Annotated in this window: 23 protein-coding genes and 1 riboswitch; of the genes, 17 read left to right on the forward strand and 6 right to left on the reverse strand. The window is 68.7% G+C overall.

The features are described 5' to 3' along the window. Positions 1 to 8 precede the first annotated feature (8 nt). Complete coding sequence (dnaA, locus tag WD026_RS12400) at positions 9 to 1415, reverse strand: chromosomal replication initiator protein DnaA (protein WP_425723969.1); 1407 nt, start codon at positions 1413 to 1415, stop codon at positions 9 to 11. A 197-nt stretch (positions 1416 to 1612) separates the two neighbouring features. On the opposite strand from dnaA, the gene rpmH reads away from it, so the two are divergent. The 7 genes from rpmH to WD026_RS12435 all read left to right on the forward strand — a co-directional run bounded on the left by rpmH (position 1613) and on the right by WD026_RS12435 (position 7040). After that, entirely contained in the window at positions 1613 to 1747 is a 135-nt protein-coding gene (gene rpmH / locus WD026_RS12405) for a 50S ribosomal protein L34 (RefSeq protein WP_070399696.1), read from the forward strand. A 79-nt stretch (positions 1748 to 1826) separates the two neighbouring features. Next, positions 1827 to 2255, forward strand: coding sequence for a ribonuclease P protein component (locus WD026_RS12410; RefSeq protein WP_425724170.1), 429 nt, complete (start codon positions 1827 to 1829; stop codon positions 2253 to 2255). Next, a complete protein-coding gene (gene yidD, locus WD026_RS12415) occupies positions 2245 to 2532 on the forward strand; it encodes a membrane protein insertion efficiency factor YidD (RefSeq protein ID WP_425723970.1) in 288 nt (95 codons plus the stop codon). Before WD026_RS12410 ends, yidD begins: the two co-directional genes overlap by 11 nt. Next, positions 2529 to 4220 (forward strand): membrane protein insertase YidC, encoded by a 1692-nt coding sequence (yidC, locus tag WD026_RS12420; protein WP_425723971.1) that lies wholly within the window; start codon positions 2529 to 2531, stop codon positions 4218 to 4220. Before yidD ends, yidC begins: the two co-directional genes overlap by 4 nt. A gap of 116 nt (positions 4221 to 4336) precedes the next feature. Then, a complete protein-coding gene (gene mnmE, locus WD026_RS12425) occupies positions 4337 to 5719 on the forward strand; it encodes a tRNA uridine-5-carboxymethylaminomethyl(34) synthesis GTPase MnmE (protein WP_425723972.1) in 1383 nt (460 codons plus the stop codon). Positions 5720 to 5836: 117 nt separating this feature from the next. Further along, positions 5837 to 6328, forward strand: coding sequence for a Crp/Fnr family transcriptional regulator (locus tag WD026_RS12430; protein WP_425723973.1), 492 nt, complete (start codon positions 5837 to 5839; stop codon positions 6326 to 6328). A gap of 31 nt (positions 6329 to 6359) precedes the next feature. Further along, the gene (locus WD026_RS12435) at positions 6360 to 7040 is read left to right on the forward strand and encodes a hypothetical protein (RefSeq protein WP_425723974.1); all 681 of its coding nucleotides are present in this window, start codon (positions 6360 to 6362) and stop codon (positions 7038 to 7040) included. A 17-nt stretch (positions 7041 to 7057) separates the two neighbouring features. Here the strand turns inward: WD026_RS12435 and WD026_RS12440 are convergent, their stop codons facing one another. From WD026_RS12440 to WD026_RS12450, 3 genes are all read right to left on the reverse strand, one after another. Next, entirely contained in the window at positions 7058 to 7603 is a 546-nt protein-coding gene (locus WD026_RS12440; RefSeq protein ID WP_425723975.1) for an adenine phosphoribosyltransferase, read from the reverse strand. A 40-nt stretch (positions 7604 to 7643) separates the two neighbouring features. Further along, a complete protein-coding gene (locus WD026_RS12445) occupies positions 7644 to 8603 on the reverse strand; it encodes an MBL fold metallo-hydrolase (RefSeq protein ID WP_425723976.1) in 960 nt (319 codons plus the stop codon). A 98-nt stretch (positions 8604 to 8701) separates the two neighbouring features. Further along, on the reverse strand, positions 8702 to 10687 hold the full coding sequence (locus WD026_RS12450) for a cation:proton antiporter (protein ID WP_425723977.1): 1986 nt from the start codon (positions 10685 to 10687) through the stop codon (positions 8702 to 8704). Between the two features lie 41 nt (positions 10688 to 10728). Here WD026_RS12450 and WD026_RS12455 point away from each other — a divergent pair, with 41 nt between their 5' ends. The 4 genes from WD026_RS12455 to WD026_RS12470 are packed head-to-tail and all read left to right on the forward strand — an operon-like array spanning position 10729 to position 13755. Further along, positions 10729 to 11727, forward strand: a complete 999-nt coding sequence (locus tag WD026_RS12455) for a KpsF/GutQ family sugar-phosphate isomerase (RefSeq protein ID WP_425723978.1) — start codon at positions 10729 to 10731, stop codon at positions 11725 to 11727. Beyond that, positions 11727 to 12272 (forward strand): KdsC family phosphatase, encoded by a 546-nt coding sequence (locus tag WD026_RS12460; protein ID WP_425723979.1) that lies wholly within the window; start codon positions 11727 to 11729, stop codon positions 12270 to 12272. Before WD026_RS12455 ends, WD026_RS12460 begins: the two co-directional genes overlap by 1 nt. Further along, a complete protein-coding gene (gene lptC / locus WD026_RS12465) occupies positions 12269 to 12964 on the forward strand; it encodes an LPS export ABC transporter periplasmic protein LptC (protein WP_425723980.1) in 696 nt (231 codons plus the stop codon). The genes WD026_RS12460 and lptC overlap by 4 nt, the downstream gene beginning before the upstream one ends. After that, positions 12961 to 13755: an SDR family oxidoreductase gene (locus WD026_RS12470; RefSeq protein WP_425723981.1), complete on the forward strand. Its 795-nt coding sequence runs from the start codon at positions 12961 to 12963 to the stop codon at positions 13753 to 13755. Before lptC ends, WD026_RS12470 begins: the two co-directional genes overlap by 4 nt. A gap of 63 nt (positions 13756 to 13818) precedes the next feature. Here the strand turns inward: WD026_RS12470 and WD026_RS12475 are convergent, their stop codons facing one another. Next, on the reverse strand, positions 13819 to 14220 hold the full coding sequence (locus WD026_RS12475) for an RNA recognition motif domain-containing protein (protein WP_425723982.1): 402 nt from the start codon (positions 14218 to 14220) through the stop codon (positions 13819 to 13821). 253 nt (positions 14221 to 14473) lie between these two features. Continuing rightward, positions 14474 to 14547, forward strand: a riboswitch (SAM riboswitch). A gap of 62 nt (positions 14548 to 14609) precedes the next feature. Here WD026_RS12475 and metX point away from each other — a divergent pair. Then, positions 14610 to 15779 carry a homoserine O-succinyltransferase MetX gene (gene metX / locus WD026_RS12480; RefSeq protein ID WP_425723983.1) on the forward strand — a complete coding sequence of 390 codons (1170 nt, stop codon included), beginning with the start codon at positions 14610 to 14612 and terminating at the stop codon, positions 15777 to 15779. Then, a complete protein-coding gene (gene metW / locus WD026_RS12485) occupies positions 15776 to 16357 on the forward strand; it encodes a methionine biosynthesis protein MetW (protein WP_425723984.1) in 582 nt (193 codons plus the stop codon). Before metX ends, metW begins: the two co-directional genes overlap by 4 nt. A gap of 19 nt (positions 16358 to 16376) precedes the next feature. Here metW and WD026_RS12490 read toward each other — a convergent pair whose 3' ends face one another. Next, positions 16377 to 17066 (reverse strand): transglutaminase-like domain-containing protein, encoded by a 690-nt coding sequence (locus tag WD026_RS12490; RefSeq protein ID WP_425723985.1) that lies wholly within the window; start codon positions 17064 to 17066, stop codon positions 16377 to 16379. A gap of 169 nt (positions 17067 to 17235) precedes the next feature. On the opposite strand from WD026_RS12490, the gene WD026_RS12495 reads away from it, so the two are divergent. Genes WD026_RS12495 through WD026_RS12510 form a run of 4 tightly spaced genes read left to right on the forward strand, consistent with a single transcriptional unit; the run spans position 17236 to position 23346 of the window. After that, positions 17236 to 17757, forward strand: a complete 522-nt coding sequence (locus WD026_RS12495) for a chemotaxis protein CheW (protein WP_086121735.1) — start codon at positions 17236 to 17238, stop codon at positions 17755 to 17757. A gap of 43 nt (positions 17758 to 17800) precedes the next feature. Beyond that, on the forward strand, positions 17801 to 19960 hold the full coding sequence (locus WD026_RS12500; protein WP_425723986.1) for a methyl-accepting chemotaxis protein: 2160 nt from the start codon (positions 17801 to 17803) through the stop codon (positions 19958 to 19960). Positions 19961 to 19979: 19 nt separating this feature from the next. Beyond that, positions 19980 to 21749, forward strand: a complete 1770-nt coding sequence (locus WD026_RS12505; protein ID WP_425723987.1) for a methyl-accepting chemotaxis protein — start codon at positions 19980 to 19982, stop codon at positions 21747 to 21749. Positions 21750 to 21783: 34 nt separating this feature from the next. Next, positions 21784 to 23346 carry a methyl-accepting chemotaxis protein gene (locus tag WD026_RS12510; RefSeq protein ID WP_425723988.1) on the forward strand — a complete coding sequence of 521 codons (1563 nt, stop codon included), beginning with the start codon at positions 21784 to 21786 and terminating at the stop codon, positions 23344 to 23346. Position 23347 lies beyond the last annotated feature (1 nt).

Raw genomic sequence — 23347 nt, forward strand, 5'->3', positions numbered from 1 at the left:
TTCCCGCCTCACCCCTTGAGGGTTTGTTCGAGGACGTGCAGCTGCTGGTTGAGTTCGGTGTTCTGCTGCCGTTCGGCGGCGATCTTGCGCACCGCATGCAGCACCGTGGTGTGGTCACGGCCGCCGAACAGCTCGCCGATCTCCGGCAGGCTCTTCTGGGTCAGCTCCTTGGCCAGGAACATGGCAATCTGCCGCGGCCGGGCGATGCTGGCCGGCCGCTTCTTGGAATACATGTCCGCGACCTTGATTTTGTAGAAGTCGGCCACCGTCTTCTGGATGTTCTCCACGCTGATCTGGCGGTTCTGGATGGACAGCAGGTCCTTCAGGGCGTCGCGGGCCAGCTGGATCGAGATCTCGCGCTGGTTGAAGCGCGAATAGGCCAGGATCTTGCGCAGCGCGCCTTCCAGTTCCCGCACGTTGGAGCGCACGTTCTTGGCCACGAAGAAGGCCACTTCCTCGGGCATGACGGCGTGCTCCACCGCCGCCTTGTTGATCAGGATGGCCACCCGCATCTCCAGCTCGGGTGGCTCGATGGCCACCGTCAGCCCCGAGTCGAAGCGCGAGACCAGCCGCTCGTGGATGTCCGCCAGGCCCTTGGGGTAGGTGTCGCTGGTCAGCACGATGTGGCTCTTCTTGGCCAGCAGCGCCTCGAAGGCGTTGAAGAACTCCTCCTGCGTGCGCTCCTTGTTGGCAAAGAACTGCACATCGTCGATCAGCAGCAGGTCCAGCGAGTGGTAACGCTCCTTGAACTCGTCGAAGGTCTTGCGCTGGTAGGACTTGACCACATCCGACACGAACTGCTCGGCGTGGATGTAGAGAACTTTGGCCTGCGGCCGCTCGCTCAGCAGGTGGTTGCCGATGGCGTGCACCAGGTGGGTCTTGCCCAGGCCCACGCCGCCGTAGATGAACAGCGGGTTGTAGAGCTGGCCCAGGCTGCCGGCCACATGCATGGCCGCGGCCCGTGCCATGCGGTTGGCCGAGCCTTCCACCAGCGTGGCGAAGGTCAGCGCCGGGTTCAGGCGGTTGCGGGTGCCGCTGGGCGCGGCCGGTTCGGCTGGGGCCACATCCGGCAGCTCGGCCAGCAGCTGATCCTGCATGCTGCGGGGCGCCGGCATCGTGCGGCTGGGACCTTCGCGCGGAGCAAGCGCCAACTCCAGCGCCACCTTCTCGCCGGCCAGGGCCTCCAGGGCGGCGCTGATGCGGGTGGCGTACTGGGCGCGGATCCAGTCCATCTTGAAGCGGTTGGCGACCGACACCACCACCTTGCGGCGGTCGTCGCTCACCTGGGCCACCAGCGGGCGGATCCAGGTGTTGAACTGCTGTTCGGGGATGTCCTGGGCCAGCTGGTCCAGGCAGGCCGCCCACAGGCTGTGGGCCTCAGGCAGGTCGGAATCGGAGGCGAAGCCCTCGGTCATGCGGAGAAATCGGGAGTTGTTGTTGTGGACAAAGGGCTCGGGCCAGGGCGCGGATTCTACCGACGCCGATCAGTTATCCACAACCCGGGTTACACCCGTGGCAGACCCGGGTCGCACAGGGTCTGTGCACCCGAACTTGCCGGCCGACGGGCTTTCTGGCGATAATTGCGGGTTTCCCCGATTCTTACCCACCCATCATGAAACGCACTTACCAGCCCTCCAAGATCCGCCGCGCCCGCACCCACGGCTTCCTCGTGCGCATGAAGACCCGTGGTGGCCGTGCCGTGATCAACGCACGCCGCGCCAAGGGCCGCAAGCGTCTGTCGGTCTGAGTCCGACCCCCTGAACGCTCCTGGAACGCCGGTGCCCGAGCACACGGCCGAACCCCGGGAACAGGCCTCGGCCCTGCCGATCCAGCGCCTGCGCTCCCGGCAGCAGTTTCAGGTTGCCATGGCGGGATCACCCGTGGCCAGGACCGCCCACTTCGTGCTGCACCGCAGCCCGGTCGACGGACCGTCCGGTGCGGCCCATGCAGCCGCCGGCCGACCCCTCTTCCCGGTCACCGCGCCGTGGCTGGGCGTCGTGCTGCCCAAACGCTGGGCCAGGCGGGCCGTGACCCGCAATGCCATCCGGCGCCAGATCTATGAATCGGTCCGCCCGTTGACCGGCCAGCTGCCGGCCTCGGTGCATGTGGTGCGGCTGCGCGCCGGTTTCAGCCGCGACCAGTTCGTCAGCGCCAGCTCCGATGTGCTCAAGCGCGCAGTGCGCGCCGAGCTGCAGCAGCTCTGGTCGCGTGCCGGTCTGCAGGTGGCCACGGGGAACCCTTCCCATGTGGGCTGATCTGCCTCGACAGATCCTGATGGGCCTGGTGCGCGGCTACCGGCTGCTGCTGAGCCCCTGGCTGGGCAGCCACTGCCGCTTCGCGCCGACCTGTTCGGCCTATGCCCTGGGAGCCCTGGAGCGCCATGGCGCCGCTGGCGGCAGCTGGCTGGCGGCCCGCCGTCTGGTGCGTTGCCATCCGTGGTGCCAGGGCGGCGTCGATCCGGTGCCCGAGCAGCCCCAGGGTCTGTTCACCGGCCTCCTTTCCTCCTCTCGTGCAAAGAAGAACCCGTCATGAATGACATCCGTCGGTCCATCCTGTGGGTGGTGTTTGGTCTGTCCATGGTCCTGATCTGGGACAAGTGGCAGATCCACAACGGCAAGCCCGCCACGTTCTTCCCGGGCGCCACGCCGCCCGCGGCCACCGCCCCGGCTGCCGGCAATGCCCCGGGCACCGGCGCAGCGCCAGCGCCTTCGGCCGCGTTGGCCCCGGCCGGCAATGCCCCGGCAGCCGCACCCGATGCGGCCGCCACCCGCCACGAGGTGCGCACCGACCGCATGGTCCTGACCTTCAGCAGCGAAGGTGGCGCCCTGATCGGTGCCGACCTGCTGGCCCACCGCCAGTCCACCCGCCAGAGCAAGACGCCCGACGACAGCCCCTTCACCCTGCTCACCCAGGACGCCAAGCACACCTACGTGGCCCAGACCGGCCTGATCGGTGGCAGCTTCCCCACCCACAAGACCCCCATGACCCTGGTGGGTTCGCCCACCGCGCTGGCCGACGGCCAGGACAGCCTGGACGTGGTGTTCGAGTCGGCCGATGTGGGTGGCGTCAAGCTGGTCAAGACCTACACCCTCAAGCGCGGCTCTTACGTCATCGACGTGCGCCACGAGGTCGTCAACACCGGCACCGCGCCGGTCAGCCCGCAGCTGTATGTGCAGCTGGTGCGCGACGGCAGCAAGCTCGACAGCGAGACCCCGTTCTATTCCACCTTCACCGGCCCGGCCGTCTTCACCGCCGAGCAGAAGTACCAGAAGGTCGAGTTCAAGGACATCACCGCCAACAAGGCCAACTTCGTCAAGACCACCAGCGATGGTTACATCGCCATGGTCCAGCACTACTTCGCCACCGCCTGGCTGCTGGCCGACGGTGTGGCGCGCGAGAACTTCGTGCGCGCGGTCGACAGCAACCTGTTCTCGGTCGGCAGCATCGTGCGCCTGCCCGAGATCGCTCCCGGTCAGCGCGAGACCAGCCAGGCCCGCCTGTTCGTGGGCCCGCAGGAAGAGAAGGTGCTGGAGACCATCGCCCCGGGTCTGGTGCTGGTCAAGGACTACGGCTGGCTGACCATCCTGGCCAAGCCGCTGTACTGGCTGATGGAGAAGATCCACAGCTTCGTGGGCAACTGGGGCTGGGCCATCGTGCTGCTGGTGGTGCTGATCAAGGCCGCCTTCTACTGGCTCAATGCCAGCGCCTACCGCAGCATGGCCAAGATGAAGGCCATCAACCCGCGCATCATGGAAATGCGGGAGCGTCTGAAGAACAACCCGCAGCAGATGCAGATGGAAATGATGAAGATGTACAAGGAAGAGAAGGTCAACCCGCTGGGTGGCTGCTTCCCCATCCTCATCCAGATTCCGGTGTTCATCGCCCTGTACTGGGTGCTGCTGTCCAGCGTGGAGATGCGCAACGCCCCGTGGCTGGGCTGGATCAGCGACCTGTCCTCGCCCGATCCGTTCTACATCCTGCCGCTGGTCATGGCCGTGACCACCCTGATCCAGACCGCGCTCAACCCGCTGCCGCCGGATCCGCTGCAGGCCAAGCTGATGTGGATGATGCCCCTCATCTTCTCGGTCATGTTCTTCTTCTTCCCGTCCGGCCTGGTGCTGTACTGGATTACCAACAACGTGCTGACGATCGCCCAGCAGGCGCACATCAACAGCCGCATGGGGGTGCCGTTGAAGTTCAACATGCCCAAGTTCAAGTGACCCCCCTGCGCCGCTGACGCGGCTTCCCCCCTGGGAGGGGGGACGGTGCCCTTGGGCCGGCGGAGCCGGACCCTCGGCACCCCTCGGGGCATTGGTTGGCGCTCCACCGTCTGTTCATGCTCTCCTCTGCTTCAGAACCCATCATTGCCATCGCCACGGCGCCCGGTCGCGGCGCTGTGGGCATGGTGCGGGTGTCGGGCAAGGGGTTGCTGCCGTTTGTGAAGGCGCTGGTGGGGCGGGAGCTCAGGCCGCGCGAGGCCACCTATGGGCCATGGCGCGATGCGGCGGGTGAGCCGATCGACCATGGGCTGTCGCTGTGGTTTCCGGGGCCGCATTCCTACACCGGTGAGGACGTGCTGGAACTCCAGGGCCATGGCGGGCCGGTGGTGCTCCAGCTGCTGCTGGCGCGCTGCCTCGAGGTGGCGGCGCAGGGCAGCCTGCCGGGGCTGCGGCTGGCGCGGGCCGGCGAGTTCACCGAGCGCGCCTTCCTGAACGACAAGCTCGATCTGGCGCAGGCCGAGGCGGTGGCCGATCTGATCGACGCCAGCACCGAGGCGGCGGCGCGCAGTGCCTCGCGTTCGTTGGCGGGGGCCTTCTCCGAGCGCATCCACGGCCTGCGCGATGCGCTGGTCAACCTGCGCATGCTGGTGGAGGCCACGCTGGACTTCCCCGAAGAAGAGATCGATTTCCTGCAGAAGGCCGACGCCAGCGGGCAGCTGCAGCGCCTGCAGGCGTCGCTGGCCACCGTGCTGGGCGAGGCGCGCCAGGGGGCGCTGCTGCGCGACGGTCTGCAGGTGGTGATTGCCGGCCAGCCCAACGCCGGCAAGAGCTCGCTGCTCAATGCCCTGGCCGGGGCCGAGCTGGCCATCGTCACGCCGGTGGCCGGCACCACCCGCGACGTGGTGCAGCAGACCATCCAGATCGAGGGCGTGCCGCTGCACGTGGTGGACACCGCCGGCCTGCGCGACAGCCCGGAGGTGGACGAGGTCGAGCGCATCGGCATCGAGCGCGCCTGGGGCCGCATCCGCCAGGCCGATGTGGTGCTGTTCCTGCACGACCTCACCCGCACCGATGACCCCGGCTACCAGGCGGCCGACGCGGCCATTGCCGCCGACCTGCCCGCCGGCGTGCCGCTGCTGCACGTGTGGAACAAGCTGGACCAGCGACCGGGCGCCGCCGTGCCGGCCGATGCGCTGGCCCTGTCGGCCCGTCAGGGTGACGGCCTGGAAGCCCTGCGCCAGCGCCTGCTGCAGCTGGCCGGCTGGGAGCGGGCCGGCGACGGCCTGTTCATGGCCCGGGAACGGCATCTGCAGGCCCTGCACCGGGTGCAGACCCACCTGGAGGCGGCCACCACGTGGCTGGATGGTTCGGCCGATGCCCTGGACCTGCTGGCCGAGGAGCTGCGGCTGGCCCAGCACGCCCTGGGCGACATCACGGGTGAATTCACCGCCGACGACCTGCTGGGCGTCATCTTTTCGCGCTTCTGCATCGGCAAGTAGGCCTTGCCCCACCGTCCGGGGCCGTTCGTCAGCCGTCCGGAGTGAATCTGTAATCAACCGTAAGCGTGATCCATCGCACACTTGCGCCGTTGGTCACCTCGCGGTCAACTCGGGGGCATGAGTGTGATTACCGTCCCTTCCGCGCGAGCCGACATCAAGGCGCTGGCCGCTGCCATGCGGCAGAGCAACGCGCTGGACGCCCTGCCGCTCAACCTGTCCGAAACCCAATGGAACACCCTGGCCGGGTATCTGCAGCCGGTCATGCTGCGCCAGGGCCAGCCCCTGATCGAGCAGGGTGTGAAGGACCGCACCGTCTACCTGGTGGAAAGCGGCACCCTGACCGTGCACTACGAGGACAGCCACGACCGCATCCGCATTGCCGTGGTGGGCGAAGGTTCGCTGCTCGGTGAAGGCGCCTTCTTTTCTCACCTGCCGCGCAGCGCCACGGTCAGTGCCGGCAGCGACTGCCGCCTCTGGTGCCTGACCCCGCTGCGTTTTCGCGAGCTGTGCACCCGCGCCCCGGAGATCGCCCTCGAGCTCACGGTGGCCATGTCGGCCGTGCTGGCCCGCCGCATGTACAACAAGCCCAAACGGGTGGCCGTCACCTGACCGCCCACCCTCCCACATGATCGCCCTGCCCATGTCATTCAAGAACTGGTGGTTCGGACGCAAGCCCTCGGACGGCGACAGCACGCTGGCCAAGGCCCGTCAGGCCATCCGCAACACCACCCTGCCCCTGATCTCCCCGCGCCGTGGCCGGCGCATCCTGCGGCGGGAGCAGCTGTTCACGGTGATCCGCGAGTCGCTGATCCGGGGGGGCGTGCTGTCCACCAGCTACAGCTTCAAGGTGCTGTCCACCGACGCCAACGGCGACAGCTTTCTGGTGCTGATCGACCTGGCCCTGGGCGCCAAGGACCTGCCCGACGAATACCTGCTGGAGATCGAGCGCTGGATCCAGCGCAGCGCCCAGAGCCGGCATGCCATGGAGGTGCGCTCGGTCTACTGGCGCCGCCGTGCGGCACCCGAACGCGTGGGCACGGCCCTGCGGGCGTCGGTGGCGGCGCAGACCCGGCGCGAAGCCGAATTGGCCCGTGAGGCGCCCCAGGAGACCGCCCGTGACACGGCCATTCCGCGTCCCCCGCAGCCCGAGCGCCCGCAGGCCGGACAGCCGGTGACCGAGGCCGAGGTGGAGGCTTTCCGCCAGGCCCTGCAGGCGCCGCCGGCCCAGGCCTATCGCCAGGCCAGAGACACGCCGGTGCAGCCCACCGACGTGGTCAGCGACTTTGCCGCCCTGAGCGAGACCCAGTACGGCAAGCTCTGAGCCGGTGCCGGCCGCGCTCAGTGGCCGGCGAAATCGAGCAGGGTGAACAGCTTGAGGCCGCTGGCGCGCAGCTTCCCCGAGCCGCCGAGTTCGGGCAGGTCGACGATGGCCGCACCCTCGGTCACTTCGGCTCCCAGCTTTTCCAGCAGGCGGCGCCCGGCCATCATGGTGCCGCCGGTGGCGATCAGGTCGTCGATCAGCACCACCCGGTCGCCCGGCTTCACCGCGTCGGTGTGCAGCTCCACCGTGGCGCTGCCGTACTCCAGCTCGTAGGTCTCTTCGACCGTGGTGAAGGGCAGCTTGCCCTTCTTGCGGATGGGCACGAAGCCCACGCCCAGCTCGTAGGCCAGCACCGAACCGATGATGAAGCCGCGTGCGTCCAGTCCGGCCACCACGCTGGGGCGCAGCGCGGGGTCCATGTAGCGGTGCACGAAGGCATCGATGAGCACCCGGAAGACCTTGGGGTCCTGCAGCAGGGGCGTGATATCGCGGAACTGCACACCCGGCGCCGGCCAGTCGGGCACGGTGCGGATGTGGGCGCGGAGGTAGGCGGCGGTATCCATGGCCGGATTATCCGCCGCCCCCGGGGGTATCCCCGCCGGCTCAGGCCAGGGGCTTGAACTGGTAACCGCTGCCGGCCAGTTCCAGGGTGCCCAGCGCCGGGAACGGGAAGTGGAAGCCGCCCATCATGGTCTTGTCCTTCACCAGCTGGTCGAACAGGCGGCGGCGGGTGGCGCGGGCCATGTCGGCGTCCATGTCGAAGGTCACGGCCCAGTCGGGGCTGCGGGCGAACAGGGACGGCACGTTGGTCACGTCGGCCACATACATGAACGACTGGCCCTTGGAGCTGACGTTGAACACGCTCATGCCCGGGGTGTGGCCGAAGGCGGCCAGCGAACGGATGCCCGGGGCCAGCTCGGCGCCCGGCTCGAACTTGACCAGCTTGTCGGCCGCGATCTTGCCCATCACGCGGCGGGCGTTCTCGAAGGCGCCTTTGGCTGCGGGCGGTGCGGCGTTCATCTTGGCGTCGTCCATCCAGAACGCGAACTCGGGCGCCGGCACGTGCACCTTGGCCTTGGGGAACACCGCCGAGCCGTCCTTGGCGAACAGGCCGTTGATGTGGTCGCCATGGAAGTGGCTGAGGATGACATGGTCGATGTCTTCGGGCTTGTGACCGGCGGCGGCCATGTTGGCGCGCAGGCGGCCGGTGGTGGCCGGGCCGTTGTCGGCGAAGCCGGTGTCGATCAGGAAGCGCTGGCCACCGGCCACGATCAGGTAGGGCGTGAAGGGGATGTCCACATAGGCGGTGGGCAGGCTCTGCGAGGCCAGCAGGGCCTTGACCTGCTCCAGCGGTGCATTGCGCACGAACTCGTCACCCAGGGGGCGGCGCAAGGCGCCGTCGTTGATGGCGATCACCTCGATGTCCCCGACCATGGTCTTGCGGAATCCCGGGCTGGGCAGGGTGGGCGTGCCCAGGTCGGGCGCGTTCTGCGAGAACACCGAGGTGAAGGTCAGCGTGGTCGCGCCGGCAATGCCGGCACCGAGGAAAAGGCGTCGATCCATGGGGTTGTCTCCGGGGGGTGAAAAGCCGGCAGCGTAAGGGGCGGGCAAAGGCCCGCGACGCGACTCGGACAATTCCGGGGTCGGCCGCCCCCGCAGCCTCAGCTGCCCAGCAGCTTGTCCTCGGCCAGCGCCAGCGCGGCGGCCTTGCCCTGCAGCACCAGGGTGTCGCCACCCTCGACCAGGGTGGTGTCCTCCACCGTGGCAGACCGCCCGCTGGCCCGCCGCAGGCTCACCACCCGCACGCCGATGGCGTCGAGTGCGAGCGCTTCCAGCGGCCGGCCGACATGGCGGCTGGCGCCGGGCAGGGTGACGGTGTTCAGGCGCACCTGCTCGCCGGCGTCTTCGGCATCGTCGTCGGCACCGTGGAAGTAGCCCCGCAGCAGGTTGTAGCGGGCCTCGCGCTGCTCCTGCACCACGCGGATCACCCGGCGCATCGGTACGCCCACCAGGGCCAGGGCATGGCTGGTGAGCATGAGGCTGGCCTCGATGGCCTCGGGCACTACTTCGGTGGCGCCGGCCTGGCGCAGGCGGTCCAGGTCGGCATCGTCCACGGTGCGCACCACCACCGGTACCTGGGGCGCCTGCTCGCGGGTGTGGTGCAGGACCTTGAGCGCGCTCGGACTGTCGTTGTAGGTGATGACCAGCGCACTGGCCCGGTGCAGGCCGGCGGCCATCAGCGCCTGTAGCCGTGCGGCATCGCCGAACACCACCGAATGGCCGGCGGCAGCGGCCTGGCGCACCCGGTCGGGGTCGAGGTCGAGCGCCATGTAGGGGATGCCTTCGGCCTCCAGCAGCCGGGCCAGGTTCTGGCCGCAGCGGCCGTAGCCGCAGATGATCACGTGCTTGTGGGCATTGATGGCCTTGCGGGCGATGCTGGTCATCTGCACCGACTGCATCAGCCAGTCGCTGCCCACCAGCCGCGTGACCACCGTGTTGGCGTACAGGATCACGAAGGGCGTGGCGATCATGGAGATCACCATGCTGGCCAGGATGGGGTTGAACAGCTGCGGCGGGATCAGCCCGTTCTGGCCCGACAGGCTCAGCAGCACCAGGCCGAACTCGCCGGCCTGGGCCAGGTACAGGCCGGTGCGCAGGGCCACCCCGGTGGGCGCGCCGAAGGCCCGGGTGAGCGCCGTGATCAGCGTCACCTTGAAGGCCATGGACGCCAGCAGCAACAGCAGCACCAGCGGCCAGCGCTCCAGCACCAGGCGCCAGTCCAGCATCATGCCGATGGTGATGAAGAACAGGCCCAGCAGCACATCGTGGAAGGGCCGGATGTCGGTCTCCACCTGGTGCTTGTATTCCGTCTCGGAAATCAGCATGCCGGCCACGAAGGCGCCCAGGGCCAGCGACAGCCCGGCGTGCTCGGTCAGCCAGGCCAGGCCCAGCGTGATGAGCAGCAGGTTGAGCATGAACAGCTCTTCGCTCTTGCGCCGGGCCACCAGCGTGAGCCACCAGCGCATCAGCCGCTGCCCGCCGGTGAGCAGCAGGCCCAGCAGCACCGTGGCCTTGAAGACGGCCAGGCCCAGTGCGGGCAGCAGCTGCTCCGGCTCGGCGGCCAGCGCCGGAATCACCACCAGCAGCGGCACCACGGCCAGGTCCTGGAACAGCAGGATGCCCAGCACCCGCTTGCCGTGTTCGGATTCCAGCTCCAGCCGTTCGGCCACCAGCTTGATGACGATGGCGGTGCTGCTCATGGCCATCACGCCGCCCAGGGCCAGCGCGCTCTGCCAGGAGATGGTCCACCACTGCGGCAGCAGCAGGGCCAGCGCCAGCGAGGCGGCGGTGGTGATCAGCACGGTCAGCACCACCTGCGACAGCCCCAGGCCGAACACATGGCGGCGCATGGCCCGCAGCTTGGGCAGGCTGAACTCGAGGCCGATGACGAACATCAGGAACACCACGCCGAACTCGGCCAGGTAGCGGATGCCCTTGGAGTCCTGGGCAATGGCCAGCGCATTCGGGCCGATCAGCACGCCCACCACCAGATAGCCCAGCATGGGTGGCAGCTTGAGGCTGCGGCAGGCCACCACCCCCAGCACGGCGGCCAGCAGGTAGAGCAGGGTGATGTCCAGCGATGTCATCGGGCGATGTTAGCCGCCGACCCCGCAGCGATAATCCGCGCATGACTTTTCCCGTGGCATTCGACGCCGGACGCGCCCTCGCCCTGGCCCGCGACACCTTGCAGATCGAGGCCGAGGCGGTGCAGGCGCTGGCCACGCGGCTGGACGCTGCCTTCACCGGCGCCCTGCAGTGCCTGCTCGCCTGCCAGGGGCGGGTGGTGGTCATGGGCATGGGCAAGAGCGGTCACATCGGCCGCAAGCTCGCCGCCACCCTGGCCTCCACCGGCACGCCGGCGCAGTTCGTGCACCCGGCCGAAGCCAGCCATGGCGACCTGGGCATGGTCACGCCGCAGGACGTGGTGCTGGCCATCAGCAACAGCGGCGAGAGCGACGAGCTCACCGTGCTGCTGCCCCTGATCAAGCGCATGGGCGTGCCGCTGGTGGCCTTCACCGGCCGCAGCGATTCGTCCCTGGCCCGCCATGCCGACTGGGTGCTGGACACCGCCGTGGCGCGCGAGGCCTGCCCGCACAACCTGGCGCCCACCGCCAGCACCACCGCGCAGCTCGCGCTGGGTGATGCCCTGGCCGTGGCCCTGCTGGATGCCCGCGGCTTCCGCGCCGACGACTTCGCCCGCTCCCACCCGGGCGGTGCCCTGGGGCGGCGTCTGCTCACCCATGTGGCCGACGTCATGCGCCAGGGCGATGCCGTGCCGCGCGTGGCACCCGGGACCCCGTTGATGGACCTGATGCGCGAGATCAGCGCCAAGGGCCTGGGCCTGTGCGCCGTGGTCGGGCCGGACGGCCGCGCCCAGGGCGTATTCACCGACGGCGACCTGCGCCGCCTGATCGAGCGCACCGGCAGCGCCCAGGACCTGCGCCAGCTCAGCGCCGCCGAGGTCATGAACCCCCGGCCCGCCACGGTGGCCGCGCAGTCGCTGGCGGTGGAGGCCGCCCGCCTGATGGAAGAGCGCCGCATCAACAGCCTGCTGGTGGTCGATGCCGCCGGGTTGCTGGTGGGCGCGCTCAACAGCAACGACCTGATGCGGGCCAAGGTGATCTGATGAACCCGGTGCCGAGCTTCTCCCCCGAGGTCCTGTTGCGCGCCCAGCCCGTCAAGGTGCTGCTGCTCGACGTGGACGGCGTGCTCACCGACGGCGGCCTGTACTTCAGCGAGGCCGGCGAGACCCTCAAGCGCTTCCACACCCTCGACGGCCACGGCCTGAAGCTGCTGCAGCGGGCCGGCATCACCCCGGCGGTGGTCAGCGGTCGCGATTCGGCGGCCCTGCGCATGCGCCTGCAGGCCCTGGGCATCACCCACCTGCGCCTGGGCACCGAAGACAAGGCGCCCGCCGCGCAGGCCATCCTGCAATCGCTGGGCCTGGGCTGGGACGCGGCTGCCGCCATGGGCGACGACTGGCCCGATCTGCCCCTGCTGACCCGCGCGGCCTTTGCCGCCGCCCCGCCCGAGGCCCACCCCGAGGTGCGCGCCCGGGCCCACTGGGTCAGCCAGCGTGGTGCGGGTGCCGGCGCCGTGCGGGAGCTCTGCGACCTGCTGCTGCTGGCCAGCGGCCACTACACCCGCGAGCTGGAGGCGGCCCTGCGGTGACGCCCGACGAACCCCTCGACGACATCCTGCCCGGCCTGGACCCGGCCACGTCCGGCCCGGCCCCCCGGCGCCGTAAGGCCCCGTGGTGGGACACGGTCTCCATTTACCTGCCGGTCCTGCTCATGGGTGTGCTGGCATTGGCCTCCTACTGGTTGCTGCGGGCCACGCCAGCCTTTGTCGAGGCTCCGGAGGCCCGGCCGGTGAGCAGCGAGCCTGACTATTTCATGCGCCGCTTCTCGGTCAAGTCGTTCGATCCGGGCGGCACGCTGCGCTCCGAGGTGGCCGGCACCGAAGCCCGCCACCACCCGTCCGACGACCGCGTGGAAATCGACAATGCCCGCATCCGCCGCATCGACGACCAGGGCCTCATCACGCTGGCCACGGCGCGGCGGGTGACCACCAACAGCGACAACACCGAATTCCTGCTGGAGGGCAATGCCCAGGTGGTGCGTGAGGCCGGCACCGGCAAGGACGGCGTGGCCCGGCCCCGGCTGCAGTTCAACGGCGAGCGCCTGAAGATCTTCCTCCAGCCCGACCGGGTGGTCTCCGACCTGCCGGTGGTGCTGCGGCGCGGCAACGACCGGCTGGAGGCCGCCACCCTGGATTACCGCGACGACCAGCGCGTGGCCGACTTCACCGGCCGGGTGCGTGTCGAACTGGCCCCGCCCGGCCGCAACCCCAGCCCGCCATGACCTCCGACCCCCGCTCTGCTCCCCTGGTCTTCATCACCGGCGCCTCCAGCGGCATCGGTCAGGCCCTGGCGGCCCGTTTTGCCCGGGCCGGGTACCGGCTGGCCCTGGTGGCCCGGCGCACCGACGAACTGCGGGCCTGGGCCGATGCGCAGGGGCTGGACGCCCGGCGCTGCGGCATCTTCGGCGCCGATGTGGCCGACATCGACAGCATCGTCGCCGCCGGCCAGGCCTGCATCGCCCAGATGGGCCTGCCCGATGTGGTGGTGGCCAATGCCGGCATCAGCATCGGGATGGACACCGGCGAACGCGAGGACGTCGACGTGATGGCGCGCACCTTTGCGGTCAACAACACCGGCATGGCCGCCACCTTTCACCCCTTCGTCGACGGCATGCGCCAGCGCGGCAGCGGCCGGCTGGTGGCGGTGGCCAGCGTGGCCGCCATCCGGGGGCTGCCCGGCCACGGCGCCTACTGCGCCAGCAAGGCCGCCGTGGTCGCCTATGCCGAGAGCCTGCGCGGCGAGCTGCGGGGCAGCGGCGTGAAGGTCGTGACCCTGGTTCCCGGTTATGTGGACACCCCGCTGACGCGGCGCAACCGGTACAGCATGCCCTTCCTGATGCCGGTGGAGGCCTTTGCCGACCGGGCGCATGCCGCCATCGAGGCGGGTGCGGCCTGGCGGGTGATTCCGTGGCAGATGGGCTGGGTGGCGCGCCTGCTGCGCGTGTTGCCCATCCCGCTGTTCGACCGCCTGCTGGCCGGACGCCCACGCAAGCACCGCCAGAGCGAGCGCTGAGGCGCAGACAACAAAAAACCCCGGCGCTTTCGCGCCGGGGTTTTCAGTGAGGGGCTGGGCCGATCAGTAGCCGCCGCGGCCACCGCCGCCGCCGTCACGACGGCCACCGCCGCCGTAGGGGCTGCGGAAACCGCCGTCGTTGCCACCACCGCCATAGCCGCCGCCACCGCTGCGGCCACCGCCGAAGCCACCACCACCGGTGCGCGGCGGGCGGGCTTCCATCGGACGGGCTTCGTTGACCACCAGGCTACGGCCGCCCAGGGACTGGCCGTTCATGCCTTCGATGGCGGCCTGTGCTTCGGCATCGCTGCCCATTTCGACGAAGCCGAAACCTTTGGAACGGCCGGTGTCGCGCTCCATCATGACCTTGGCGCTGTTGACCGAACCGAACTGGCCGAAGGCCTGGTTCAGGTCTTCGTCACGGACCGAATAAGGCAGGTTGCCGACGTACAGTTTGTTGCCCATCTGTGGGACTCCTAGAAACAAAAGAAAAGTAGCGATGGAGCCCCGATGCACACAAACCTGTAGCTGTAGCGCGCGAAACCGACCGATCACTTGAACCACAAGCCCGGCAGGGGCTTGCTCGGCCATTATGCGCGCAACGGCTGAAAACAAGGCTTTATTTTTCAGGATGTGCAAGCCCCGCCGAGGCCCGATGCGCGCTTACAACACCCTGACCGCCCGGGCCCGCGCAGGCGCCGCCGGCCCCGGTGCGTATACTTGGCCCCGCGCCGATTTGTCCGGATTGCGGGCGCTTTAAAAATGCCGCTAAAGGGGGGATTCCCGGTCTCGCCTTTGAACCATGGCGGTGCCGGGATTCTTCATTCAGGGCCCTGCCTGGCAGGGTGGATCGCTTGATCGTCACGCCCCAGACCTTCCGCTTCGACACCCCGTTGCCGCTGCAGAGCGGTGCGGTGCTGCCGGCTTACGAGCTGGTGGTGGAAACCTACGGCACGCTCAACGCCGACCGCTCCAACGCGGTGCTGGTGTGCCATGCCCTCAATGCCTCCCACCATGTGGCCGGTCTGCATGCCGACGCCAGCGGCCAGCCGCTGCCGCGCAGCGAGGGCTGGTGGCACAACATGATCGGCCCGGGCAAGCCGGTGGACACCGACCGCTGGTTCGTCATCGGCGTGAACAACCTGGGTTCGTGCTTCGGCTCCACCGGCCCGACCCACACCAACCCGGCGACCGGCCAGCCCTGGGGCGCCGACTTCCCCGTGGTCACGGTGGAAGACTGGGTGAATGCGCAGGCGCGGCTGCTCGATGCCATGGGCATCGAAACGCTGGCGGCCGTCATGGGCGGCAGCCTGGGCGGCATGCAGACCCTGAGCTGGACGCTGCAGTACCCCGAGCGGGTGCGGCACGCGGTGGTGGTGGCCAGCGCGCCCAACCTCACGGCCGAGAACATCGCCTTCAACGAGGTGGCCCGCCGCGCCATCGTCACCGACCCCGACTTCCACGGCGGCCACTACCTGGCGCATGGCACGCTGCCCCGGCGCGGCCTTCGCATTGCCCGCATGATCGGCCACATCACCTACCTGAGCGACGACGTGATGAACGCCAAGTTCGGCCGGGCGCTCAAGCCAGCCGACCTGGAACAGGGCGGAGCATGGGGGTACAGGTACTCCACTCAGGACGTCGAGTTCCAGATCGAGAGCTACTTGCGCCACCAGGGCGACAAGTTCAGCGAGTACTTCGACGCCAACACTTACCTGCTGATCACCCGCGCGCTGGACTACTTCGACCCGGCCCGCGCGCATGACGGCAACCTCAGCCGCGCACTGGCCCGCGCCACCGCGAAGTTTCTGCTGGTGAGCTTCACCACCGACTGGCGCTTCTCGCCGGCGCGCAGCCGCGAGATCGTCAAGGCGCTGCTGGAGAACCGGCGCGACGTGAGCTATGCCGAGATCGATGCGCCCCATGGCCACGACGCCTTCCTGCTGGACGATCCGCGTTACCACGCCGCCGTGCGCACCTACTTTGAACAGACAGTGGCCCAGGCCACGGGAGGCCGGGCATGAGCGAGCGCCGTGTGATGGAGAGCATTGCCCGCCTGGTGCCGCCGGGTTCGCGGGTGCTCGATCTGGGCTGCGGTGACGGCGCCCTGCTCGACCACCTGCAGTCCACCCGGGGCTGCACCGGTTACGGCGTGGAGCTGGACGATGCCAAGGTGCAGGCCTGCATGCGCCGTGGCGTGAACGTGCTGCAGTTCAACCTGGAGGACGGCCTGGCGGTGTTCGGCGACAAGGCCTTCGATGTGGTGCTGCAGATCGACACGCTGCAGCACCTGCGCAATGCCGAGGTGATGCTGCGCGAGACCGCGCGTGTGGGCCGCATGGGCGTGGTGGCCTTCCCCAACTTTGCCCACTGGCCCAACCGGCTGGCGGTGCTGCAGGGGCGCATGCCGGTGACCAAGCGGCTGCCCTACCAGTGGTACGACACCCCCAACATCCGGGTCGGCACGCACGCCGATTTCGAGGTGCTGGCGCGCAGCTGCGGCCTGCGCATCGACGACAGCTATGGCCTGCACGAAGGCGAGGAAGTGCGCCTGCTGCCCAACCTGCTGGCCAGCACGGCGGTGTTCCGCTTCTCGGCCTGATCGCGCTGATCGGGGCGGGTCAGTCGCGGCGCTCGGCCGCGCCGTCCTGCCCGAAATCGCCTTCGATGCCCACGCCCGACGCCAGCTGCGGGTAGGTGGTGCGGAAGGTCTCGGTGAGCGCCTGCAGCGGCAGGTCGTCGAAGCTGCCGCGCTCGTTCACATACTCCATGTGCTTCTGCCCGGCCTTGTCGAACGGGTGGTAGAGCGAGTCGTTCACCCCGTCGAAGTCCAGCGGCAGCAGGCCGAATTTCTCGCACAGCGACAGGTTGAACGCCGGCGTGGCCTTGCGCCAGGCGCCGTCGATCCACAGCTCGGTGTAGCCGTGCCAGACGAACACGTCGGTGCCCATGGTGCGGCGCAGCTTCTCGGTCGACATGTGGTTGCGCACGTCGGCAAAGCCCAGCCGCGCCGGGATGCCGGCGGCCCGCGCCACGGCGGCCATCAGCACCGCCTTGGGCACGCACCACCCGTAGCCCTGTTCGAGGCAGGTGCTGGCCCGCATGCCGGTGGGCGACAGGTCGATGCGGTAGGGGTCGTAGCGCACCTCGTCGCGCACCGCATGCACCAGCGACACCGCCTGTTCCCGCACCGTGCTGCCACGCCGGTGCTGCCGGGCAAAGGCCTGCACGGCAGGGTGGTCGGCGTCGATGCTGGGTGTGGCGGCCAGATGGACCGGGCCGGGCTCGGGGGTGCGGGGCTGTGTGCTCATGGCCGGATGATCCCAGAGACGCTCTGTGTACTTTGGTAATCAGCGCGACAGCCTGAACGGTGTTCAGGCAGGTAATGGTGCCTCAAGGGCTTGCTATTTCGCCCTTCAGGAGTGGACAGGTCGACCGATATTGCAGTGACCTGACATTCCCTTCACCGAGGACACCACCATGGACATGCGCAACGAAGCCACCCACCTCGCCCGCCAGGACGGCGCCCGCTCTGCGGCCCAGCCGGCCAGCGCCGAATTCCTGACCTTCCGCCTGGGCGGCGAGGAGTACGGCATCGACATCCTGCGGGTGCAGGAGATCCGCTCCTACGAAGAGCCCACCCGCATCGCCAATGCGCCGTCCTTCATCAAGGGCGTGGTCAACCTGCGTGGCGTCATCGTCCCGGTGGTGGACCTGCGCATCAAGCTGGGTTGCGACAAGGTGGAATACAACGGTTTCACCGTGGTGATCGTGCTCAACGTGCACGGCCGCGTGGTCGGTGCCGTGGTGGACTCGGTGTCCGACGTGCTGGAACTCGCCGGCGACGTGATCAAGCCCTCGCCCGAGATGAACACCTCGGTGGACACCAGCTTCATCACCGGCATCGCCAGCGTCGGCGAACGCATGCTGATCCTCATGGACATCGAGGCCCTCATGTCGAGCAGCGACATGGGCCTGATGGACAGCCAGACCGTGCAGTGACGTCTCCCGCCATCCCGCCTTTCTTCCTTTTCTGATCACCACCATGAATCCGACCACCACCCCGACCACCTCGGTCGCGCGCCGGGTTGCCCTCCTGGCTGTGGCCATGCTGGCCGTCGTCCTGGCCATCCTCAGCGGCGCCATGTCACTGGCCGTGGAGAAAAGCTCACGAGAACAACGGGTGATGATGGCCTCCGAGAAAGCCCGTTCGGTGGCCGATTCGGTGGACGGCTTCGACGCCACCGCGCGCATGATGACCGACCGCGCCTACCGGCCGTTCCGCCAGAAGTTCGCCGCCACCTTCGATCTGGACAAGGCCGGTGGCCAGCTCAAGAGCTTTGGTGCGGCGCTCAACAACGACTTTGCCGAGGTCGATCTCTTCAGCAAGACCAATGGCGGCGTGGCCACCATCTTCATGCGCAAGGGCGACGACTTCGAGCGCATCAGCACCTCGCTGAAAAAGGAAAACGGTGACCGCGCCGTGGGCACCAACCTGGCCCGCAACCATCCCGCCTACCCGCTCATGATGGATGGCAAGACCTACACCGGTCGCGCCACGCTCTTCGGCAAGCCCTACATGACGCATTACGAGGCCGTCAAGGACGGTGGCGGCGCGGTGGTGGGCATCCTGTTCATCGGTTTCGATCTGAGCGATTTCCAGAAATCGCTGGATGTCCTGGTGGCCGACGCCCGCTTCTTCGAGAGCGGCGGCACCTACGTCATCGATCCCAAGGCCAGCAACGAGGAAGCCGTGTTCGTGTCGCACCCGACCGCCGCCGGCAAGAAGGTGCTGGAAGTCAACCCGGGTGCAGCGCCCTTCCTGGACCAGCTGCGTGCCGGCGAGGAAGTGTTCGTGCTGGATGCCGCGCCGCTGTTCAACCCCTCGATCAGCAAGCCCTGGGCCGCCAAGCAGCAGTCCAAGGCCGGTTCGTGGTGGGTGGTGTCCGAGGTGTCCGACACCGAAGCCATGGCCTCCTTCTGGAACACCATGTATGCCTTCTGGGGCATGCTGGCCACCGCCACCCTGGTGCTGGGTGCCGGCCTGTTCTGGCTGGTGCGCCGCAACGTGAGCCAGCCGCTGTCCGAGCTGACCTCGGCCGTGACCACCGTGGCCCAGGGCGATCTGACCCGACCGTTTGCCAGCCAGCGCACCGACGAGATCGGTGGCCTGGTGCGCGAGGTCGAATCCATGCGCCAGCGTTTCCTGACCATGATGCGTGAGCTGCGCCAGGCCAGCGACAGCATCGGCACGGCGTCGGTGGAGATTGCCACCGGCAACCAGGACCTCTCCAGCCGCACCGAGCAGACCGCGAGCAACCTGGAAGAAACCGCGGCCTCGATGGAGGAGCTCACCAGCACCGTGCGCCAGAGCGCCGATGCGGCCCGCCAGGCCAACCAGCTCGCCGCCAGCGCGGCCGAGATCGCCGCCCGTGGTGGCGAGGTGGTGGCCCAGGTGGTCACCACCATGGACGAGATCAACCACAGCAGCAAGAAGATCAACGACATCATCGGTGTCATCGACGGCATCGCCTTCCAGACCAACATCCTGGCGCTCAACGCGGCGGTGGAAGCCGCCCGCGCCGGTGAGCAGGGCCGTGGCTTTGCGGTGGTGGCCGGCGAGGTGCGCAACCTGGCGCAGCGCAGCGCGCAGGCGGCCAAGGAGATCAAGGGCCTGATCGGCGCGAGCGTGGACCGTGTGGAGGCTGGCAGCAAGCTGGTGGCCGATGCGGGCAACACCATGAGCGAGATCGTGGGCTCGGTGCAGCGGGTGAGCGACATCATCGGCGAGATCACGGCAGCCGCGGGCGAGCAGAGCGACGGCATCGGTCAGGTGAACACGGCGGTGGCCCAGCTCGACCAGATGACGCAGCAGAACGCGGCGCTGGTGGAAGAGAGCGCAGCCGCGGCCGAGAGCCTGAAGGATCAGGCCCGCAAGCTGGCCGAACTGATCAGCCACTTCCGCACCGGTGATGCTGCTGGCGGCATGCCGTCGATGGCACCGGCCCGCGCGCCCGCCCCCGTGACCACCCCGAAACCCGTTCGGGCATCCACCGCGGCACCCCGTGCCGCTTCCCCCAGCCCTGCCCCGGCCGCCCGGCCGCCGGCCAAGGCCCCCGCCGCCACTGCAAGGGCCACGCCCGCTGCGGTGCCGGCACCCGCTGCAGCCCCGGCCACGGCCGAGGGCGAGTGGGAAAGCTTCTGAACCTTCCAGGGAGACCACCATGTTTTTCGACCGCCTCAAGATCGGGCAGCGCCTGACCCTCGGCTTTGCCAGCGTGCTGGTGCTGCTGGTGGCGCTGACCGCGCTGGCCTGGACCAGCCTGCAGGCGTCGCGCGACGCCACCCGCATGGTGGTCACCATGGAGAACCGCTCCAGCGTGACCGATGAGTGGCTCTCCAGCACCCGGCTCAACATCAACCGCGTCATGGCCATGGCCAAGTCGGGCAACAACCCGCGCGTGGACGAGTACTTCAAGCCGATGATCGCGGACACCACCAAACGCATCAACGAGCTGCAGAAGACCCTGGACGAGGAGATCACCAGCGAGAAGGGCCGCGACCTGCTCAAGCAGATCTCGGCAGCCCGCACCGAATACATCGGTGTGCGCAAGAACTACTTCGACCTGCTCAAGGCGGGCGAATCCCCGGCGGCCGACGAGATGCTGGGCAAGGCGCTGGTGCCGGCCTCCAACCGCTACATCGACCTGATGGCCAGCCTGCAGGCGTACGAACGTGAACTGGTGGTGGCCGCTGTGGCCAAGTCCGAGGCCACCATCCAGCGCCAGGTCATGCTGCTGGTCTCGCTGACCGTGGCCGCCGTGGTGCTGGCCATGGTGCTGGCCTGGCGCATCACCCGCTCCGTCACCCAACCGGTGCAGGAAGCGGTGGAGGTGGCCAGCGCCGTGGCGCAGGGTGACCTCACCCGCCCCATCCACACCCGCCGTCAGGACGAACTGGGCGATCTGCTCAAGGCCCTGGAGTCCATGAAGGTGGCACTGGTCAAGACCGTCAGCCAGGTCCGCCAGGCGACCGACAGCATCGGCACGGCGTCGGTGGAGATTGCCACCGGCAACCAGGACCTCTCCAGCCGCACCGAGCAGACCGCGAGCAACCTGGAAGAAACCGCGGCCTCGATGGAGGAGCTCACCAGCACCGTGCGCCAGAGCGCCGATGCGGCCCGCCAGGCCAACCAGCTCGCCGCCAGCGCGGCCGAGATCGCCGCCCGTGGTGGCGAGGTGGTGGCCCAGGTGGTCACCACCATGGACGAGATCAACCACAGCAGCAAGAAGATCAACGACATCATCGGTGTCATCGACGGCATCGCCTTCCAGACCAACATCCTGGCGCTCAACGCGGCGGTGGAAGCCGCCCGCGCCGGTGAGCAGGGCCGTGGCTTTGCGGTGGTGGCCGGCGAGGTGCGCAACCTGGCGCAGCGCAGCGCGCAGGCGGCCAAGGAGATCAAGGGCCTGATCGGCGCGAGCGTGGACCGTGTGGAGGCTGGCAGCAAGCTGGTGGCCGATGCGGGCAACACCATGAGCGAGATCGTGGGCTCGGTGCAGCGGGTGAGCGACATCATCGGCGAGATCACGGCAGCCGCGGGCGAGCAGAGCGACGGCATCGGCCAGGTGAACACGGCGGTGGCCCAGCTCGACCAGATGACGCAGCAGAACGCGGCGCTGGTGGAAGAGAGCGCAGCCGCGGCCGAGAGCCTGAAGGACCAGGCCCGCAAGCTGGCCGAGGTGGTGCAGGTGTTCCGCCTGGATCCGTCGGCCACCGCGCTGGCGTCGGTGAGCGCAGCCGCGGCCCCTGTGGCCCCTGTGGCACCGAAGACGCCGACGGCTCACCAGCCGGCCATCAAGCCGACCGCCAAGCCTGCCGCAACACAGCCCGCCGCGCCGCGCGCCGCATCGGCACCCGCACGCCCCGCTCCGAGCCCGGCCCCGGCGACCACCGCCTCGGCGTCGGCCGAAGGCGAGTGGGAAAGCTTCTGATCCTGTTGCCCCCGATTCATCCAGGAGGGTTCCCATGCAAGCCTTGATGCGCCAGTTTTCCATCCGCACCCGCATGCTGGGCGCCATCGGCGTGGTGCTGGCCCTGCTCGCCGTCATCGGCAGCGCCGGCCTCTGGGGCATGGCCCGCCTGCAGGCGGGCAACGAACACTTTGCCGCGCACGCCTACAGCGAGTCGGTCACGCTCTCCCGTGCCCGGGTGGCCATCGGTGATCTGGGTCGCCACGAGCGCGACATGATCATCAACTACGAAAAGTCCGACAAGGTCCGCGCTTCGTTTGCGGCGTGGAAGGCGTCGCTGGCCAGCACCGAGAAGGAACTGCGCGGCATGACCGAAGGCGATGCCGACGAAGACAACGCCATCGTCGAGCAGATGCTGGCCCAGCTGTCGGTCTATGCCAAGGCCATGGAGCCGGTGGCTGCCCAGCTGGAAGTGGGCGGCTATGACTCGGCCACCGTGGCCAACCGCGTGCTGGCCCCGGCGCACCAGGAGTACCAGGCCATGGTGGACAACCTGGACAAGGTGGCCGCCATCATCGCCAGCGAGGCCGAGGCCCAGCTGGCAGCCGACCGCGCCACGGCCACCACCATCTTCTGGATCTTCGGCGGCGTGCTGCTGGTGGCCGTGCTGGTGGTGGTGCCGACCACGCTGGCCAACATGCAGAGCATCTGCGGCCCGGTGGACGAAGCCCGGGCAGTCGCCACTGCCATCACCGGCGGCGACCTGACCCGTCCGGTGGTCGTGAACGGCCGCGACGAGCTGGCCGAGCTGCTCAAGGCCCTGGGCGACATGCAGGGTTCGCTCTCGCGCATCGTCGGCGAGGTGCGCAGCACCACCGAGAGCATCAGCACCGCCAGCGCCCAGATCGCCACCGGCAATCAGGACCTGTCCACCCGCACCGAACAGGCGGCCGGCAGCCTGCAGGAAACGGCGGCCAGCGTGGAGCAGATCAACGACACGGTGCAGCAGAGCGCCGAAGCCGCCCGCCAGGCCAGCGACATGGCACGCGCCAACGCCCAGGTGGCCACGCGCGGTGGCGAGGTGGTGTCCCAGGTGGTGACCACCATGGACGACATCCAGCGCAGCAGCCAGAAGATCGGCGACATCATCGGTGTCATCGACGGCATCGCCTTCCAGACCAACATCCTGGCGCTCAACGCGGCGGTGGAAGCCGCCCGCGCCGGTGAACAGGGCCGTGGCTTTGCGGTGGTGGCCGGCGAGGTGCGCAACCTGGCGCAGCGCAGCGCGCAGGCGGCCAAGGAGATCAAGGGCCTGATCGATGCCAGCGTGTCCAAGGTGGGCGAAGGCTCGCGCCTGGTCAGCCATGCCGGCCAGACCATCGGCGAGATCGTGGACAACGCGCAGCGCATGTCCAGCTTCATCGGCGACATCACCGCCGCCGCGCAGAACCAGTCCCAGGGCATCGGCCAGGTCAACTCGGCCGTGAGCCAGCTCGACCAGATGACGCAGCAGAACGCCGCGCTGGTGGAGCAGAGCGCCGCCGCTGCCGAGAGTCTGAAGGACCAGGCCGAGCGACTGGCGTCGGTGGTCCGGGTTTTCCGACTGCAGCAGGCCTGAC

The sequence above is a fragment of the Hydrogenophaga sp. R2 genome (assembly GCF_049843595.1).
Lineage (GTDB): Bacteria > Pseudomonadota > Gammaproteobacteria > Burkholderiales > Burkholderiaceae_C > Hydrogenophaga.

Bases quoted from the DNA above. Each gene is read 5' to 3' on its own strand.
- WD026_RS12455 (WP_425723978.1), top strand. From the start codon at position 10,729: ATGACTTTTCCCGTGGCATTCGACGCCGGACGCGCCCTCGCCCTGGCC.
- WD026_RS12450 (WP_425723977.1), bottom strand. From the start codon at position 10,687: ATGACATCGCTGGACATCACCCTGCTCTACCTGCTGGCCGCCGTGCTG.
- rpmH (WP_070399696.1), top strand. From the start codon at position 1,613: ATGAAACGCACTTACCAGCCCTCCAAGATCCGCCGCGCCCGCACCCAC.
- WD026_RS12510 (WP_425723988.1), top strand. From the start codon at position 21,784: ATGCAAGCCTTGATGCGCCAGTTTTCCATCCGCACCCGCATGCTGGGC.
- mnmE (WP_425723972.1), top strand. From the start codon at position 4,337: ATGCTCTCCTCTGCTTCAGAACCCATCATTGCCATCGCCACGGCGCCC.
- WD026_RS12430 (WP_425723973.1), top strand. From the start codon at position 5,837: ATGAGTGTGATTACCGTCCCTTCCGCGCGAGCCGACATCAAGGCGCTG.
- WD026_RS12460 (WP_425723979.1), top strand. From the start codon at position 11,727: ATGAACCCGGTGCCGAGCTTCTCCCCCGAGGTCCTGTTGCGCGCCCAG.
- WD026_RS12505 (WP_425723987.1), top strand. From the start codon at position 19,980: ATGTTTTTCGACCGCCTCAAGATCGGGCAGCGCCTGACCCTCGGCTTT.
- yidC (WP_425723971.1), top strand. From the start codon at position 2,529: ATGAATGACATCCGTCGGTCCATCCTGTGGGTGGTGTTTGGTCTGTCC.
- metW (WP_425723984.1), top strand. From the start codon at position 15,776: ATGAGCGAGCGCCGTGTGATGGAGAGCATTGCCCGCCTGGTGCCGCCG.
- WD026_RS12435 (WP_425723974.1), top strand. From the start codon at position 6,360: ATGTCATTCAAGAACTGGTGGTTCGGACGCAAGCCCTCGGACGGCGAC.
- WD026_RS12490 (WP_425723985.1), bottom strand. From the start codon at position 17,066: ATGAGCACACAGCCCCGCACCCCCGAGCCCGGCCCGGTCCATCTGGCC.
- dnaA (WP_425723969.1), bottom strand. From the start codon at position 1,415: ATGACCGAGGGCTTCGCCTCCGATTCCGACCTGCCTGAGGCCCACAGC.
- WD026_RS12470 (WP_425723981.1), top strand. From the start codon at position 12,961: ATGACCTCCGACCCCCGCTCTGCTCCCCTGGTCTTCATCACCGGCGCC.
- yidD (WP_425723970.1), top strand. From the start codon at position 2,245: ATGTGGGCTGATCTGCCTCGACAGATCCTGATGGGCCTGGTGCGCGGC.
- WD026_RS12440 (WP_425723975.1), bottom strand. From the start codon at position 7,603: ATGGATACCGCCGCCTACCTCCGCGCCCACATCCGCACCGTGCCCGAC.
- WD026_RS12445 (WP_425723976.1), bottom strand. From the start codon at position 8,603: ATGGATCGACGCCTTTTCCTCGGTGCCGGCATTGCCGGCGCGACCACG.
- WD026_RS12475 (WP_425723982.1), bottom strand. From the start codon at position 14,220: ATGGGCAACAAACTGTACGTCGGCAACCTGCCTTATTCGGTCCGTGAC.
- WD026_RS12495 (WP_086121735.1), top strand. From the start codon at position 17,236: ATGGACATGCGCAACGAAGCCACCCACCTCGCCCGCCAGGACGGCGCC.
- WD026_RS12500 (WP_425723986.1), top strand. From the start codon at position 17,801: ATGAATCCGACCACCACCCCGACCACCTCGGTCGCGCGCCGGGTTGCC.